This is a genomic window from Pseudoalteromonas sp. DY56-GL79 (assembly GCF_041414765.1).
Classification (GTDB): domain Bacteria; phylum Pseudomonadota; class Gammaproteobacteria; order Enterobacterales; family Alteromonadaceae; genus Pseudoalteromonas; species Pseudoalteromonas piscicida.
This window is the reverse complement of the sequence record NZ_JANHZS010000004.1, coordinates 172,352-188,386: the sequence shown is the minus strand read 5'-3', so window position 1 is coordinate 188,386 and position 16,035 is coordinate 172,352. Positions and strand designations below refer to the sequence as shown.

At 43.7% G+C, this 16,035-nt stretch carries 13 protein-coding genes and 1 pseudogene; 9 read left to right on the top strand and 5 right to left on the bottom strand.

Annotation, left to right across the window (positions count from 1 at the left end; genetic code table 11):
- Nucleotides 1-65: 65 nt before the first annotated feature.
- Nucleotides 66-2,318, bottom strand: a complete 2,253-nt coding sequence (locus tag NO992_RS04530; protein ID WP_174168695.1) for a TonB-dependent receptor — start codon at nt 2,316-2,318, stop codon at nt 66-68.
- A gap of 253 nt (nt 2,319-2,571) precedes the next feature.
- On the opposite strand from NO992_RS04530, the gene NO992_RS04525 reads away from it, so the two are divergent.
- From NO992_RS04525 to NO992_RS04515, 3 genes are all read left to right on the top strand, one after another.
- Entirely contained in the window at nt 2,572-3,573 is a 1,002-nt protein-coding gene (locus tag NO992_RS04525; RefSeq protein ID WP_371374706.1) for a LacI family DNA-binding transcriptional regulator, read from the top strand.
- Nucleotides 3,574-3,902: 329 nt separating this feature from the next.
- On the top strand, nt 3,903-5,165 hold the full coding sequence (locus tag NO992_RS04520; RefSeq protein WP_222240753.1) for a sugar MFS transporter: 1,263 nt from the start codon (nt 3,903-3,905) through the stop codon (nt 5,163-5,165).
- Between the two features lie 8 nt (nt 5,166-5,173).
- Nucleotides 5,174-6,691, top strand: a complete 1,518-nt coding sequence (locus tag NO992_RS04515; RefSeq protein ID WP_371374702.1) for a trehalase family glycosidase — start codon at nt 5,174-5,176, stop codon at nt 6,689-6,691.
- Here the strand turns inward: NO992_RS04515 and NO992_RS04510 are convergent.
- The gene (locus tag NO992_RS04510; protein ID WP_222240751.1) at nt 6,627-7,538 is read right to left on the bottom strand and encodes an AraC family transcriptional regulator; all 912 of its coding nucleotides are present in this window, start codon (nt 7,536-7,538) and stop codon (nt 6,627-6,629) included. The two genes, NO992_RS04515 and NO992_RS04510, sit on opposite strands and share 65 nt — an antisense overlap.
- A 158-nt stretch (nt 7,539-7,696) precedes the next feature.
- Between NO992_RS04510 and NO992_RS04505 the strand changes: the two genes are divergently transcribed.
- Complete coding sequence (locus NO992_RS04505; RefSeq protein ID WP_371374699.1) at nt 7,697-9,217, top strand: aldehyde dehydrogenase family protein; 1,521 nt, start codon at nt 7,697-7,699, stop codon at nt 9,215-9,217.
- Between the two features lie 63 nt (nt 9,218-9,280).
- Here the strand turns inward: NO992_RS04505 and NO992_RS04500 are convergent, their stop codons facing one another.
- Both NO992_RS04500 and NO992_RS04495 read right to left on the bottom strand, forming a co-directional pair.
- Complete coding sequence (locus NO992_RS04500) at nt 9,281-10,924, bottom strand: sensor histidine kinase (protein ID WP_371374696.1); 1,644 nt, start codon at nt 10,922-10,924, stop codon at nt 9,281-9,283.
- A gap of 113 nt (nt 10,925-11,037) precedes the next feature.
- Entirely contained in the window at nt 11,038-11,754 is a 717-nt protein-coding gene (locus tag NO992_RS04495; RefSeq protein WP_222240748.1) for a haloacid dehalogenase type II, read from the bottom strand.
- 147 nt (nt 11,755-11,901) lie between these two features.
- Here NO992_RS04495 and NO992_RS04490 point away from each other — a divergent pair.
- The 5 genes and pseudogenes from NO992_RS04490 to NO992_RS04470 all read left to right on the top strand — a co-directional run bounded on the left by NO992_RS04490 (nt 11,902) and on the right by NO992_RS04470 (nt 15,269).
- Nucleotides 11,902-12,779, top strand: a pseudogene (locus tag NO992_RS04490) (LysR family transcriptional regulator).
- Between the two features lie 119 nt (nt 12,780-12,898).
- A complete protein-coding gene (locus NO992_RS04485) occupies nt 12,899-13,183 on the top strand; it encodes a hypothetical protein (protein ID WP_010373877.1) in 285 nt (94 codons plus the stop codon).
- A 198-nt stretch (nt 13,184-13,381) separates the two neighbouring features.
- Nucleotides 13,382-13,522 (top strand): hypothetical protein, encoded by a 141-nt coding sequence (locus tag NO992_RS04480; RefSeq protein WP_371374693.1) that lies wholly within the window; start codon nt 13,382-13,384, stop codon nt 13,520-13,522.
- A gap of 389 nt (nt 13,523-13,911) precedes the next feature.
- Nucleotides 13,912-14,172 (top strand): YbaK/EbsC family protein, encoded by a 261-nt coding sequence (locus NO992_RS04475; RefSeq protein ID WP_371374765.1) that lies wholly within the window; start codon nt 13,912-13,914, stop codon nt 14,170-14,172.
- A 332-nt stretch (nt 14,173-14,504) separates the two neighbouring features.
- Nucleotides 14,505-15,269, top strand: a complete 765-nt coding sequence (locus tag NO992_RS04470) for a class II glutamine amidotransferase (protein WP_010605063.1) — start codon at nt 14,505-14,507, stop codon at nt 15,267-15,269.
- 64 nt (nt 15,270-15,333) lie between these two features.
- On the opposite strand, the gene NO992_RS04465 is transcribed toward NO992_RS04470, so the two are convergent.
- Complete coding sequence (locus NO992_RS04465) at nt 15,334-16,029, bottom strand: DUF3108 domain-containing protein (protein ID WP_019647394.1); 696 nt, start codon at nt 16,027-16,029, stop codon at nt 15,334-15,336.
- Nucleotides 16,030-16,035: the final 6 nt, after the last annotated feature.

Here is a 16,035-nt window from a genome sequence, read left to right as displayed (position 1 = left end):
GCGCTACCAGCCTCAGGCATTTGATATAAGCGGGCAGCGCTATGTTAAACGCTTAGTTACAGCAACTAGAACGTATACGCAACGCTAAACTTTACACTCCTTGGCATGATATAGCGGCCGTTAGGTGAATCTGGGTTACGTGGATCCCCCTCGGTGATCCCTTGTTTATCAGTAAGATTATCTACCGCTAGTTGTAATTTTACGCCCTCTGTTGGCTCTACGATAAGGCCAATATCAAGCTTTTCGTAGCCCTCTAACACGACAGTATTTTCATTATCGCCAAAACGGTCATCTACAGCTGAGAGTGTGCCATACAAGGTGGCATACATACCTGACATTTCAAAGTCGTAGCTTGGTGTAACGCGCAGCATCCAATCTGGTTGGCGCTGTGCTTTATTTCCCTCATTTGTTGGGCTTTCAGTAATTTCAGTGTCTTGCCAAGTGGCATTCAAGTTTATCGATAAACCCGATTCATGGTTATAGCTGTAATCAAGTTCTACACCGGTTGCTTCATTGGTTAGAATTTCCGCAGGTATACCTGGGCGTCTTACAAACGTGTCGCCTTTTACTTCGTTGGTAAATAAAGTAACAAAGAGGTCGCCGGTTTCACCCATATATTTATAGCCAAGCTCAGCTTGTGTGACTTCTTTAATCAGCGACTCGCCCGATTCATAGGTGCTATAGTTGTCTCTGAAGTCGTCGAAATAAGGCATTTTGTAGCCTTTGTTCATACGCACAAAAACACCTGAATCTAAGCTCAAACTATAGTCAGCGCCTAAGGTCCATGAAGTCTTGCGCTCATCATAGTCAACCGCTTTTGTGATCACTCCGTCTAAATCTTCATCTACAGAGTATTCTACCTCGTGCTGCTCACTACGCAGGCCTAAGTCTAATTTAAGCGCTTCAGTAGCTTGGTAACTATGAGTGGTATAAACTGCCCATGTCGTGGCATCACCAGAACTGTTAATGTCGTAGTTGAAGGCGCAACCGGCAACATCGCTATTACACGCGATACCATTCAATGCTTCGCCACCTTGTTCCAAAACGTGGTAGGCGGTATTGCCTAAGCTCCACCAGTCTTTTGCAGAAGTAGTTGCTGTATAAATACCAAAGGCACTTGACCAATCACCAAAGGTTTTGCTTAAGGCTAAGTCATTGGTGAAAGCTTCGATATCTTTTAATACAACCCAGCGACCATATTGTTGTACCATGGTATCACCCGCGTATTCATCGCCCGTGACGCTACCTGTTGCGGTTTCACCATTGTCCGCCACTTCACTTAAACGCATGGCACTGCCAGCAGGCACAAGGCCTAGTGTATTTGCATCGCCTTGCGTTAAGCTAAAGCGGTCATTTAACTGCCAACCATTTTTGAATTCTACTTTTAAGCTACCTCCAGAAACATGGCCTTTCCAGCCGCGACCATCACCCATATCTACGCTCATCGGTGCATTTTCATCACCGACATAAATAATGGCTTTGCGATTATTCGTTCCCAGCTGAGTAAAGCCCGCATCCACACCCTCAACATTAAGTGGGGTTGGCAGATACCATGCGCCTCTGTCATCAGTTTGACGGGTATAAAGGTTAAATTCACCATCAGCAAACTCTTTGGTTAGGTTTATGGTAAATTGATGGCCTTTTTCTGAGGTAAAGCCCGCATCACGGATCCCAGAAGAGCGTTTGATATAGCCGCCAACCATGTAGTAAAGATCATTGGAGATCTCACCACTTAACACGCCGTCAATGCGGTTAAGACCATAGTCTGTGGTGGTATATTTAAACGTCCCTTCGGTGTCGGCTTGGCCGCGTTTAAGTTGAAAGTTAGTTGTTAAGCCCGGCTGACCATTAGACACCACGGGGTTTGGTCCACCACGCAGGCCTTCCATCATACTGATGGTTTCATCGAGTCTGAAAATCGAGGTGTTTTCTAAAAATGAGAGCGTTGGCGCGGGATATATAGGACTGCCTTGCAAACTAACCGTTAAGAATGGTGCATCCCCACCGCCTGGAAAGCCGCGAACAAAAACGTTGGCACCGGATTCACCTCCTGAACTTTCAACCCAGATCCCAGGCACCGCTTTAAGCAAGTCAGCGGTACTTTTGGGGGCGAGCTTATCAATTTGCACGGCATCGATGTTAGTCACAGCAAAGCTTGCATCAATTTTTCTGATCCCTGCGCCACCAGGTGTACCTGACACAATGATGGTTTCTACTTTTTCTTTGTTATTGTTCGGTTGTTGTTCAGCCTGAGCTGATGCGCTTAACGCAAGCGTTATAGCTGCAGCGATCAAGCTTAAGGAGTTAGTTTTTATCACGGCTAAAGCCCTCTTGTTGTTGTCATAGACTGGTATTTAACGACTGTCTATTTTTTAAAATAGATCTTAATGCAAACGTTTGCAATGATGTTGTTTAAAAATTTGTCATAAAATGATGGAAGGCGTTACAAATTTACAGTGATTGCTTATCTTTTCTGCTTGGTTAGGGTAGGAGATTCAATTAGTTATGGTTTAAGTATCAAAAAATTGTAAGAATAGCGATGTAATAACGTGTGCTAAGAAGGGGTTTGCGATGGGAACAACACAATTAAAGCTATCGGATCTAGCAAGGCTAGCTGGAGTCTCTACCTCCACAGCTTCCCGTGCACTCAATGATAACCCTTTGATAAGAAAGGAAACTCGAGAGCGAATTCAGGCGCTTGCAAAAGAGCATCACTTTAGCGTTAACGCGGCGGCTAGTCGCTTACGGATGCAAAAAACCAAAGTCATTGCTGTTATTATCAACCTCGAAGCTGAAACCAAACAATCCGTCGACGACCCATTTTTACTTAAAGTAGTGAGCGATATTAACCGTGCAGTGAACCGAAAAGGCTACGAGTTATTGCTCTCCAATTCTTATATGGCGGGGGAAGACTGGCATGGTTATTTTATTTCTGGCCGTCGAGCCGATGGAGTCATCGTCGTCGGGCAAGGCAAGGAGCAAGCACGAATTGAACGTGCCGCAAAAGCGGGAACGCCGATCGTGGTATGGGGCGACCCTAAAACTTCTGCAAATTATCCTATCGTTGGTAGTGACAATTTTATTGGTGGCCTTAACGCAACGGAGCACTTAATTGCAAAGGGATCGTCTAAACTTCTATTTTTGGGCGATCCGGGCCATGCCGAACTTGGTGAGCGCTATCGCGGATTTTGCCATGCGGTGGAAAAAGCCAAGGTAGAAGCGAAAATGATTAAAATCGACATTACCTCAGAGGCTGCCTACGCGAGTATAAACGCTTCGTTGCGAGCACAAGGATTAACCTTTGATGGGATCTTTGCATGTAGTGATATGGTCGCGCTTGGAGCACTAAAAGCCCTAAAAGAGCGTTATGTTAGCGTGCCGAATGACGTACGAATAGTCGGCTTTGATGATATTGCCATGGCACAGATCAGCTTCCCTGCGCTATCTACGATTAAACAAGACACCAACGCGGCAGCACAGTTATTGGTGGAAAAGCTACTCTCTCAGCTAAGTGGTGAGACATGTGCTTCTCAAGAGGTGCCGTCCTCACTGGTGATCAGACAATCTAGTTAACCTGAACTTGGGATAACAACTTGTTCTCTAGCAGCTGTTATCCCTTACTACTGCGTTAAATTTGCTTGCAATAGGCCGGCTATTGACGCACAAATTTGCCTTGTATTAAGAAATAACTTCTGGCTAGAGTGATATTACGCTTTGAACTTAGGTATCTTGGTAGCTTAACTAACTTCTTATCCCGAGTTCAGGTTAGTTAAAGCAGCACAATATGCGATAACAATCATTAGCTTAAATTGTATTGATGTGATTTGGAATGCAAACGATTGCAAAAATAAGAAAGTCTGTCTAGACTAAAAAGGAATCACAGTGTTTTAACGAGAATAACAATGAATCGAGCACGTATCATACTTGCCATGGCCGTTAGTTACTTCCTATTTGCTATTTTGCTCAATAGCGTAGGGACGGTCATCTTGCAGTCTATTCATAGCTTTGGCATTACAAAAGCGCAGGCCGCCACCTTAGAGGCATTTAAAGATCTTCCCATCGCCATCGTTTCATTTCTAGTTGCGTCGGTTATCCCTAGGGTCGGATTTAAAATCGCTCTGACCGCTGTGCTTGCGGGTGTAGCATTGATTTGCAGTATCACTCCTATGGTCGCTGAGTTTTGGATTCTTAAACTAGTATTTGCCTGCGTGGGTGCGGCATTTGCGGTGGTCAAAGTGTCGGTTTATGCGCTGGTTGGCCAAGTCACTGAAGGAAGCAACCAACATTCAAGCCTGCTTAATTTTATTGAGGGCGTGTTTATGTTGGGGGTCCTCGGCGGTTATTGGATATTTGCGGCGTTTATTGACAGCGGCGATAACTCTCTTGGCTGGTTAAACGTCTATTTCGTGTTAGCTGTGCTGAGTGCTTTCACCGCGTTTATTGTTTGGATCTCCCCAATTGCAAAGCCTGAGCCAACGCAAGCCACCGAGTCTAGTGTCTCTGCATTTATGGCTATGCTAAAGCTTGTGGCTAAGCCGCTTGTGCTGGTATTTGTGATTTCCGCATTTTTATACGTATTGATAGAGCAGAGTATAGGCACTTGGTTGCCTACTTTTAATAATGAGATCTTGTCATTACCGGTGAATATTAGCGTGCAAATTACCAGTGTTTTTGCTGCCTGTTTAGCACTCGGTCGGCTTGGTGCCGGCGTTGTGCTCACCAAAGTACATTGGTATGTGGTGTTAAATGTTTGCCTTGCCGCTATGGCAGGATTAGTGATTTTAACGTTACCGATGACTGAGGGTATTGAGAAAACGCTTATTTCTTCGTTATTTGACGCACCCCTTGTGGCTTTTCTCATGCCGCTGATCGGTCTTTTTATGGCGCCTATTTATCCAGTGATTAATTCGGTAATGCTAAGTAGTTTACCCACTACACAGCACGCTTCGATGACAGGGCTAATCGTTGTATTTTCAGCGCTGGGTGGTAGCACGGGCTCTATGATCACAGGTTTGGTATTTCAACATTTTGGTGGTCAACAAGCGTTTTATGGGGCACTTATTCCCATGCTGGTGATTGCTGTGTGTTTATATTTCTTTAAATCGATGAGTGAGTCTAGTCAATCAAATCATGCTCACACACCAAGCCAACAAAAGGTGAGCTGAGGTTTTACATGCAGTACCAATCAAACTTTTATTCCACAGAGATTTTTAAGGCGGTGCAAAGCGCTGGCCTGTTTTCAGACAGTAAGGTTTTTGCAGATGCCATCGCAAAAATTCCGCTCGCAGAGATAGAAAACCAGTATGTGATGCAAAAGCCGACGGGAGAGGCATTACTTAGATTTGTGCATGCGCATTTTGACTTTGTTGCCAACAAAGAATTAGATGCCTTACCCGATTTTCCTAGTGCACAGCAGTATATCAGTGCGCTGTGGTCGCGTTTATCTAGAAAGCCGAGCACCGTTGCTAAAGGTTCCTTGCTACCTTTACCCCATCAGTATGTTGTACCGGGTGGACGTTTTAACGAGATTTATTACTGGGATAGCTACTTTACGGCACTCGGGCTTTTGGATGCGAACAGAAGCGATCTCGTTGAGGGAATGTTAGATAACTTTGTGAGTCTTATTGATCGTATTGGACATGTACCTAACGGTAATCGAGATTATTACCAAAGTCGCTCCCAGCCACCTGTAACGGCATTAATGGTTGATTTACTGTGGCAGGAAAAATCTCATGATAAGCAGTGGCTGTCGCGAGTTACTCAGGCATTACTGAAAGAACATCAGTTTTGGCAGACCGGAGAGGATTTGAGTTGCACGGATAAAAAAGCGCAGTACCGAGTCGTCAACATGCCATGTGGGGGCACACTGAATCGCTACTGGGATCCGCTTGCAGCACCGCGCCCAGAGTCTTTTATTGAGGATATAGAATTAGCCGCAGCGGTTACGGACAGCGAAACCTTTTATCAGCACATTCGTGCGGCTTGTGAGTCGGGGTGGGACTTTAGTAGCCGCTGGTTAGCAAACGCTGACGATTTAGCGAGCATTCGTACAACAGACATTATCCCAGTGGATTTAAATGCACTGCTGGTATTGCTTGAGTCGCAAATCGCACGTTGTTTTGAGAAATTAAACGAGCTAACGGAAGCTCAGTACTATGCCAATTTAGCGTCAAATCGCAGTGCACTGATACAGAAATATTGTTGGTGTGATAAAAAAGGCTGGTTTTTCGATGTGGATCTTAATGATTATGCGCGTACCTCCGTTGAATCTCTTGCGGGCGTTGTGCCTATGTTTGCTGAGCTGGTTACACCCGAGCAGGCAGAGCATATTGGCAAAAAACTCGAGGCAGAGTTTTTGCAGCAAGGTGGATTGGTTAGTACCTTAGTCACTACTTCACAGCAGTGGGACAGTCCTAATGGCTGGGCACCACTGCAGTGGTTTGCGGTGTCAGGTTTAAGGGCATATGGTCAAAATCAACTCGCGAATAAGATTATGCAAGCATGGCTTTATGCTGTTGAAACCGGCTTTGAGCAAACCGGCTGTTTGCTTGAGAAGTACAATGTGGTTGAACCGGATAAACAGGCTAGTGGCGGAGAATACGTGGTGCAACAGGGTTTTGGCTGGACTAACGGAGTAACCAGTCGTTTTTATCGGCTTTTAGTGCCTGAAGTTGATAGTCCTTCGGCGTGATATTAAAGGCTTGTTTAAACGCTCGACTGAATTGACTTGGATGCTTAAAGCCGAGTGCAAAACTAATTGCGGTGATCTGAATTCCTGCTTTTAGTTTTGCCTTTGCTTCAGTTAGTCTCCGTGCTTGGAGCCACTGCTGTGGCGTCGTCGCGAATGATTTTTTAAATTGAGTGAAAAAGCGACTTCTACTCATGCAGCTAAGTTTACAAAGTTTCTCTACATCTAATGGCTCGTCTAAATGAGTCTCCAAATAATGCACCGCTTGATACAAACCATTATGATCTGGTGCTTGTTTTACTGCGCCTAACAGCAGATCTCGGCTTTGTTGCTGTAGTAGTCTTGCAATTAGTTCGTCCATTGCCAAATCGATAAAGTACCCCCGCTCAGCCTCATTCTCACTGAATAGATGGAGCAATCGCCCCAAGCAATGCTGGGTTTGCCAGTTATGCTCGGTGTGAACCAGCTGCTTTTGATAATTAAAATCACTAGGAAGCGAAAGCGCTAACTTCTCGCTCACGGTATTAATTTTCTCTCGACTGATCTCAATTGCTAAACACGTGGTGGGAGCGGATAAGCTGGCGTCGGGAAAGTCTATAAATACGGTTTGTTCTGGTGCCAATACGAAGCTTTGATGAGGTAAAAAGGGCTGGTGATAGTCACAACTGTCTACGTGCATCACTTTTTTACCAGTGATCATCGCACAAAACAACACTTCATTAGAGGCGAGTTTGACTCTATTGGTACTTTCGTATGTGTCATAGACGCTAAGCTCTACCTGATTGGCAGCAAAGCTTATTTTGTTTTCAACTAAGCGTTCGACACGACTGCGATGTTTAGAGATCTGCAAATAATGCACTCCTTCTCGGTTACTTTTGGACTGTGCGTATACATTCCGAGACCCTAAGTTAAGTTTTTAAAGGTGAATTTGACTAATGTCAAATATTAGTAAAAACAAAACTGGGACGAATGAAGCCCAAATAAATAACACAAGTTGCAGAGGTAAAAATGATATACGCAAATCCAAACACTGAAGGTGCAGTCGTCAGCTTTAAGTCGCAATATCAAAACTTTATTGGTGGTGAGTGGACGCCACCCGTTGACGGCCAGTACTTCGACAATATTAGTCCTGTTAATGGCGAAGTGTTTTGTCAGATCCCGCGTTCAAATAATGCAGACATTGAACTGGCACTTGACGCCGCCCATGCTGCAAAGGCGGCGTGGGGTAAAACTTCGGTCACTGAACGAAGCAATATATTACTCAAAATCGCAGACCGAATAGAAGCAAACCTTGAATACCTAGCGGTAGCCGAAACATGGGATAATGGTAAAGCTGTACGTGAAACGCTAGCCGCTGATGTTCCGCTTGCTGCTGATCATTTCCGCTATTTTGCAGGTTGCATTCGTGCTCAAGAAGGAGCCATAGGTGAAATTGACGAGTTAACCGTGGCCTATCATTTTCATGAGCCTCTGGGCGTTGTGGGGCAGATCATCCCATGGAACTTCCCATTACTTATGGCCGCTTGGAAACTTGCACCCGCTCTCGCTGCTGGAAACTGCGTAGTGCTAAAACCTGCGGAGCAAACGCCTGCGTCTATTTTGTTGTTGATGGAACTAATCGCTGATTTATTACCAAATGGCGTGGTTAATATTGTAAATGGTTTCGGGAAAGAGGCTGGTGAAGCGCTTGCTACGAGTACACGTATCGCAAAAATTGCGTTTACAGGCTCGACTCCTGTGGGCTCTCACATTCTAAAATGTGCTGCTGAAAATATCATTCCCTCAACGGTGGAGCTAGGAGGTAAGTCACCCAATATCTACTTTAGTGATGTAATGCAAGCTGATGATGATTACCTAAGCAAGTGTATTGAAGGCGCGGTGCTGGCCTACTTTAACCAAGGCGAAGTATGTACTTGTCCATCGCGATTGCTCGTGCAAGAAGATATATACGATGACTTTATAGCCAAAGTCATCGAACGCACTAAAGCGATAAAACGCGGCAATCCGCTTGATACAGAGACCATGGTTGGTGCTCAAGCCTCACAAGCTCAATTTGATAAAATCCTTAGCTATATTGATATTGGCAAGAAGGAGGGGGCTGAAGTGTTAATCGGTGGCGAAGTCGCGGAGCTTGGCGAGGGTTATCACAAAGGCTTTTATATTCAGCCGACGCTGTTAAAAGGGCACAACCAAATGCGGGTATTCCAAGAGGAAATATTTGGTCCGGTGATCTCTTTATGCACTTTTAAAGATGAAGCGGAGGCGTTGGAGTTGGCGAATAGCTCTGAGTTTGGTTTAGGTGCCGGGGTGTGGACTAGAGATATGAATCGCGCATATCAATTTGGTCGCCAAATCGAAGCGGGTCGCGTTTGGACTAACTGTTATCATATGTATCCTGCACACGCGGCATTTGGTGGTTATAAAAAATCAGGTATTGGCAGAGAAACTCACAAAAAGGCGCTGGATCATTACCAACAAACCAAAAACCTCTTGGTGAGCTATAGCACCAGTCCTTTAGGGTTTTTCTAATTCTTATCATTTACAGAAATAACGAGTACTGACCATTGAGGCAGTACTCAATCAGTTATCCGATTAAGAAACGACTTTTAATGGCGTCGCTTGTTCATTAGCAAATGCTATCCTATATTCGAGTCCTTTGCCGGGCTCGCTGACGGTGTGTACATCTCCATCTAGCCCTTGAGTCACCAAGTTATAGATAATATAAGCGCCAAGTCCCATACCGCCACTTCCTCTTTTGGTGGTGTAAAATGGCTCGAATAACTTACTTAATTCAAGCTCCGACATGCCTTTACCATTGTCTTTATAAATAAGCTCAATGTGTTCATCATGTTTAAAGAATTCAATGGTGATCTCACCTTGTTCCGACTCTTTAAAGCCATGTGCAATGGAATTTGCGACTAAATTCGAAATGATCTGAAAAATGACACCGGGATAGGTCGTGGCGATAAGGCCGGGATCGCAATGAAACTTGATTTTATGGTCATGCTTTTTAATCTCTGGACTGAGTGCCGCGATGATCTCTTGAACATAATCATGGACATTAAAGGCCCTCACTTGCTCGCAAGATTGATCGACAGCGACTTGCTTAAAGCTATTAATTAAATTAGCGGTGCGTTGGAGATTTTTTAATAGCAGTTTGCAAGCGCCAGTAGAATCTGAAATAAAGTCCTCCAATACTCCGGTAGAGAGCACTTTGGTTTGGTACTTCATGGTGAGGTCGTCTAAGTGCTGCTGTAGATAAGTGGTAGAGGTGATGCCAATCCCGATGGGGGTATTGATTTCGTGTGCAACACCCGCAACCAAATCGCCAAGCGATGCCATTTTCTCTCGCTCAAGCAATTGCGTATGAGTACGGTTGAGATAGGCAACGGTTTCTTCTAGCTTTTGATTGGTCTCGACTAGTGAGCGAGTGCGCTCACTCACTAACTCTTCTAACTGCTCTTTATGTTGTTTTAACTCTTGTAAGATTTGCATTCCTTCAACTAGTAAAAACCCTAAAGCGACGATATAGGCCATTAACCTTAAAATATGCCAGCCCCACCATGCGGTATCCCACAACTTGGATTGCTCGAACATAATAGCGGCTGCGCCAAATAGGAAACAATGTAAGCAAAAGAGCAAATCGCTCACATTATGAGAGTCGCGATATACAAGGAGAATTTTAACTGCGGCGACAAAAAACATAGTACTGCCAATGACGTTGAGTGCCATCGCTGTACCAGTAAAGTGACCTTGCTCAACCATGTGTGGTAAATCCGTAGGGTAAGTTAGGCTCATGGTGCCGATGATGATAGCGGCTGTGCATGCGCTGATCAGCCAATAGCGGTTTTTAAACCAAGTAAATCGGTTGTGAGCAAGCAGGGTGATAAAAGTGAGACCACCAAAGAAAGTCGCGATACTGTGAAGCCAAACGAAGGTTTGGCCAACATTTACGGCGGCATGGAATGCATCTAAGATCCCCATTACTAGCAGCGCCGTGGCTATTTCGATATTAAAACTTGTACCGGTGTTGTACTTTTCAAAAAATAACAGGGCCAATGCAATAAAAAGGGCAACAGCGGAGCCGAAGGTTTCAACCACTGCATGCGCTTCTATCAGCGGCCAAGTTATATTATTAAGAAGCGTATTGCTCAGTAAAAGGGATGCGCCGTGGATAGTTAAGCTAACACCTATGATTATCCAGATCACAATGTGGGTGTTTTTATTTATATTCATGGAGGCTATTCCTTCGATTCACCTCCTTAAATCTAGTACATTTATTATGTAGATAAAGCATGCTGAGCATTTTTATCAGCTGGTATCGAGGTGCCAGCTGATACTTTCCAATGTTACTCGTTTCCAGAAGTGGTGAGCTCGTCAGCCAAACTTGTTAAGTCAGGTAGCACATAATCTGGTGCTTCTGCCAGTGGGTAGAGCTGCTTTTGTGGTCTAGCAATAAATGCCGTGTGCATGCCCGCGGCTTTAGCGCCGGCAACATCCCAGCCGTGAGCCGCCACCATTAGCGCTTGGTCTGGACGAATATTTAATTGCTGTAACGCCCATTCATAGGCTCTAAGGTCGGGCTTATACACTTTAATGTCTTCAATACTCAAGCGTTGATCAAAATAGGTAATTAGACCGGCATTTTCAAACTGCGCTTTAACCCCCGCATTCGATGAATTGGTTAAACTCACGAGTTTAAAGCCTGCTTGTTTGAGCCGTTTTAGCGCTGGAATGACGTCTTCATGCGGGGGCAAAGAGAGCAGGGCGGGCACGATTGCTTGTTTAGCTTGTGAGTCAGTTATCGTTAGGCCTTTGTTCTTTGCAACCATTTGTAGCGCGGCAACGCCTATCTTGCCAAAATCTTGATAATCACCACTTACCGTAGTCACTAACGAGTGATGTAGCATAGTGGAAAACCAAAGGGGTAATAGGGACTCATCGCCAACCAATACTTGGCTAACAGGTTTATTCATTGACTCTAAATCAAGTAAGGTTTCATTGACATCGAAGAAAATAACTTCCGGACGTTCAACCTTTGAGTTGGCTTGGCTAATATTCGGCATTAGGCCTCCTAATATAACGAATAGACTAATTAAGGTGCGCTTCATTGATAATTCCAATTTAGTTGCGATGAGAAGCAGTATATTTATTTGATAAATTTAAACAAAGCGCGCATATTCGAAAGCAAGATTCGGAAAAATTAAATCAACATGTATTCAATCGCTGAACTCGAAACATTCTTGGCTATTATTAAACATCAAGGAGTGGTTAATGCTGCTAAGCAGTTGAGACTCTCACCCGCGACAGTTAGTCATCGTCTTAATAAGTTAGAGCAACATTTAGGCACGACTTTGCTGTTTAGAGATAGTCGTACGCTAACATTGTCCCCAGCCGGAAGTACATTTAGAGAGAGGGTGGAGCATATATTAGAGGCACTTTATGATGCTGAGCACGAAATAGGTGCAAGGGGCTCAGCGGTGAGCGGGTTACTTCGTCGCCTTGGGTGTTTTCACAATTTGTGATGCCAAACCTAAGTCAATTTGAGCAAGCGCACCCACAGTTAGCACTCGATTTCCTGATCAACGACCAGTTTGTAAACATAGTTGAAGGTGTTCAAGATGTAGCGATACGCGTTGGGCAACTGGCTGACTCTGGGTTGTTGGCGAGAAAACTATGCGATAACCACCGGATATTATGTGCAGCGCCGAGCTATATTGACCGCTATGGTATGCCTGAAAATATCAACGAATTACAAAATCATTTTTTTGTATGCTTACCTTGGCAACGAGAATTTAAGTTAAAAGAACCATACGGTAGAATTGTACACTTTAACGCAAAAACTCGTTTTACGATTTCAAACTCAGACAATATGACTTCTGCCGCCCTAGCAGGGCATGGTATTGCAGTTAAATCTCACATCGCTATCAGAGATAACCTAAAAAGAGGTGAGTTAGTGCCCATAATTCCAGGCTGTCTCGAAAGTGACGACGCACCTATTTGGTTTGTCAGGCCTCAACACTCGCTGAAGACACGCAAAGCAGAGGCATTCTATGAGTTTATGAAGTCATTGTTCGAAAATAAGGGCTAATACTTTAGTCTGCTTGTGCTTTTAAACTAATAACTCTAAACTCCGTATTAAAATTAGAAACTAGCCAGCGAGATGGTTGTAAAATCAAACTGGTAACACTGATAGCAAACGGAGCTGCTATGTTCAAATTCATTTCTTGGATTTTTTCTATCACCGCATTTTCACTTACTCTATTCTTTATCGTGCAAGGTAGTTATATGCTTTGTTTAGTCATGCTACTTGCCGGATTGATTGCATTGCCAAAACATGAAAAAGAATTGCAACCATTAGGTATGAGATTACATGCTAAGCATTTTTCTCGGGAGTCTCGCTCACTTAGCTCAAAAGAGGTAATGAACTTTTTATTAGCATGCTCATTGGCTGGCGCTAGCCTTGCGTACCAGTGGCATGTGGTAACAATATAGACTTTACTTAATACCTTGAGTGTTTATATACAGCTATAATCCGAGTTCCTATTAATGGGATACTCGGATATTTTTCAATGCTACCCCGAGATAGAGTTAACCTCATATCACAAATAGTATAAAACATACTGGATGTTTAAAATCAGCTCACTAGCTGTTAGATTGGTTTTAACTACCACAGCATGGAAGAGCAATTGAATGTCACAGTCGTTAAAACTCTCATCAATACGTGTTCAAGAGTTCCTAGCCAGTCATGGGCATAACTTCACCGTTACAGAGCTTGCAGACTCTACTCGTACTGCGAAAGATGTGCGATTGGTTGCATTGAGTCTCAAATAGCCAAGTCTCTGATATTTAAAGATAGCAATACTGAAAAGGCGGTCTTGATAATTGCTTCTGGTAGCAACCAAGTGTCCGTGAAAAAAATGGAAGCTGCAATTAGGGTCTGTTGATCTTTCAAGTTTGTTTTTGCAGCAGTTTGATTGGTATTTATACAAGGAAGAGCCTGCGTAGCATAGTCATTCTATGTAAGTCAGGCGATAAAGACTTTGTGCTCCTGCAAAGTCACCTTACCCCACATCCTTGTGGGGCAACACAGAAGAAATGCCAATCAAGCGCTGCCCTTTGGGTTCATCTGAGTGCGCTTTGTTCATTGTTGCTCAACTTTTGCCTAGATTACTAGGCGGCAAGTCGAGCGTCGCGACCAAAACACACTCAGAAGAACAAAAATCAAACAGCAAAGGTCTACAGGCCCTGATGTAAAGATCAAAAAAGCGAACGCAAACTTTGTGCGGGAAAAAACCGGGTTTGCCATTGGCGGTGTGCCTCCTGTGGCGCACACTGACTCTGTGTTGACGATAATAGATAGAGATTTAAAGCAATACGATCGTATTTGGGCTGCTGCTGGCACGCCCAACTCGGTTTTTGAGTTAAAAGCGCATGATCTAGATACGCTTACGGGTGGCACTTGGTTAGATATTGCGAAGTAACTCTCAGTTCGTAATCTACTTTATGTTTAAGTGATCCAACTAGGAATTTACTTGGGGTGGTCATTAAGGTTCTCAACCAATAAAGTGTTTTCTAGATGAGAAGAGCCCGATAGTCATTTAAAATAATCGCATTAATACCGCTCTCAAAGTAGTTGAATTTAAAAAAGTAAAGACACAGAGATACATGATAAACTTACCGCCAATAATTCAGTAGTATGACTATCTACGATAATCGAGCTACTAGTCATAAGTGTGACCAAACGTGTGACCTTTTGATATTTGTGATTTGTATTTTAATCATAACTTTATGATATTTAGGGTTTAAGTGATTTATGTGTGAGCTTTTGGGGATGTCGGCGAACGTACCGACGGATATTTGTTTTAGCTTTTCTGGTTTGTTGGAGCGCGGTGGCAATACGGGTCCTCATAAAGATGGCTGGGGTATCACCTTTTACGAGGGGAAAGGTTGTAGAACCTTTAAAGATCCAGAGCCTAGCTGTCAGTCTGAAATTGCTAAACTGGTCAAAGCATATCCGATTAAAAGCGTGTCTGTAATAAGTCATATTCGACAGGGAAATAGGGGGCGAACTTGTCTTGAAAATACCCACCCATTTACTCGAGAATTATGGGGTCGGGAGATCACTTATGCTCACAATGGCCAGCTTTCGGACTATAAAGATTTAAAAACTGACTTCTATCGACCTGTTGGGAATACAGACAGTGAACTTGCCTTTTGCTGGATTTTGGACAAAGTAAGAGAAAAATACCCAAGTCGCCCGTCAAACATGGTCTCAGTTTTCAGGTATATCGCAAAGCTAGCGCACACATTGAGAGACAAAGGGGTATTCAACATGTTGATAACCGATGGTATTTATGTGTTGGCGTATTGCACCAATAACCTACATTGGATAACCCGTAGAGCCCCATTTGGTAAGGCAACCTTAATTGATGCGGATATGGTGGTAGACTTCCAAAAAGAAACCACACCAGATGATGTTGTCACTGTTATTGCAACTCGACCGCTGACCAACGATGAACAGTGGCAGAAGCTTGAACCCGGTGAGTTTGCTTTATTCAAATTAGGTGAGAAGGTATAGTTCTGAGTTTTTGTAAGTAAAGGCGGCTTAGTTGAGCCGCCGTGATGAATCAACGATGTTGCTATCAACTCTCTGATTTAGGTTGGTAGGTTTTAAGCTCAATCTGAAACTGCTCCATACCATCTTTACCTTTGTACATTTTAACCAGCATATGATCATAACTTGGTGCAAACCAAGCAATGGCCTGACGATCGCTATCATCATAAACGCGTTTAACTTTGATGGTTTTGACATTGCCAAAAGGTAGAGTGATCATTTCCTCGCCGGCCACCTCAAAATCATAGCTTCGCTGATCGCCTTTTTTGTCTATGATAGGATAGCTAAACTTGGTCTTTCCCGCCTTTAAATCCTCTCGCAGCTGCACTTGATAACTAATTAAATCTTGCTGATTCTCAAGCCATTTCACTTTCAGTGGATACTTTTCTTCACTGGAGGTGATTGCTTGGTTTTGGTGATCAAACTTAATTTTGTAGCTTTTATCTGGGCCAGTCCCTTCACGAGTCATACTGTAATGTAGTGGGCTGACGGTATGTTCAGCGACTTTAAACAATGATTCTTCAGTTCTTACGTCTGAAAAAATCATCCATTCGATATCGCTTTTGTAACGTACAGCGTATGTTGCATCCGCTATTTTTGTGAGGTCTCGCGTGGCACTACCATGAACCTTACCTTTGCGTGAAACTTGGTATTCGGCGTGATATTCAGTGAGTGAGTTTGCGAATGTTGAAGTGGAAAGTAGAGCGCTAATACCAATTAGCACAGCGCT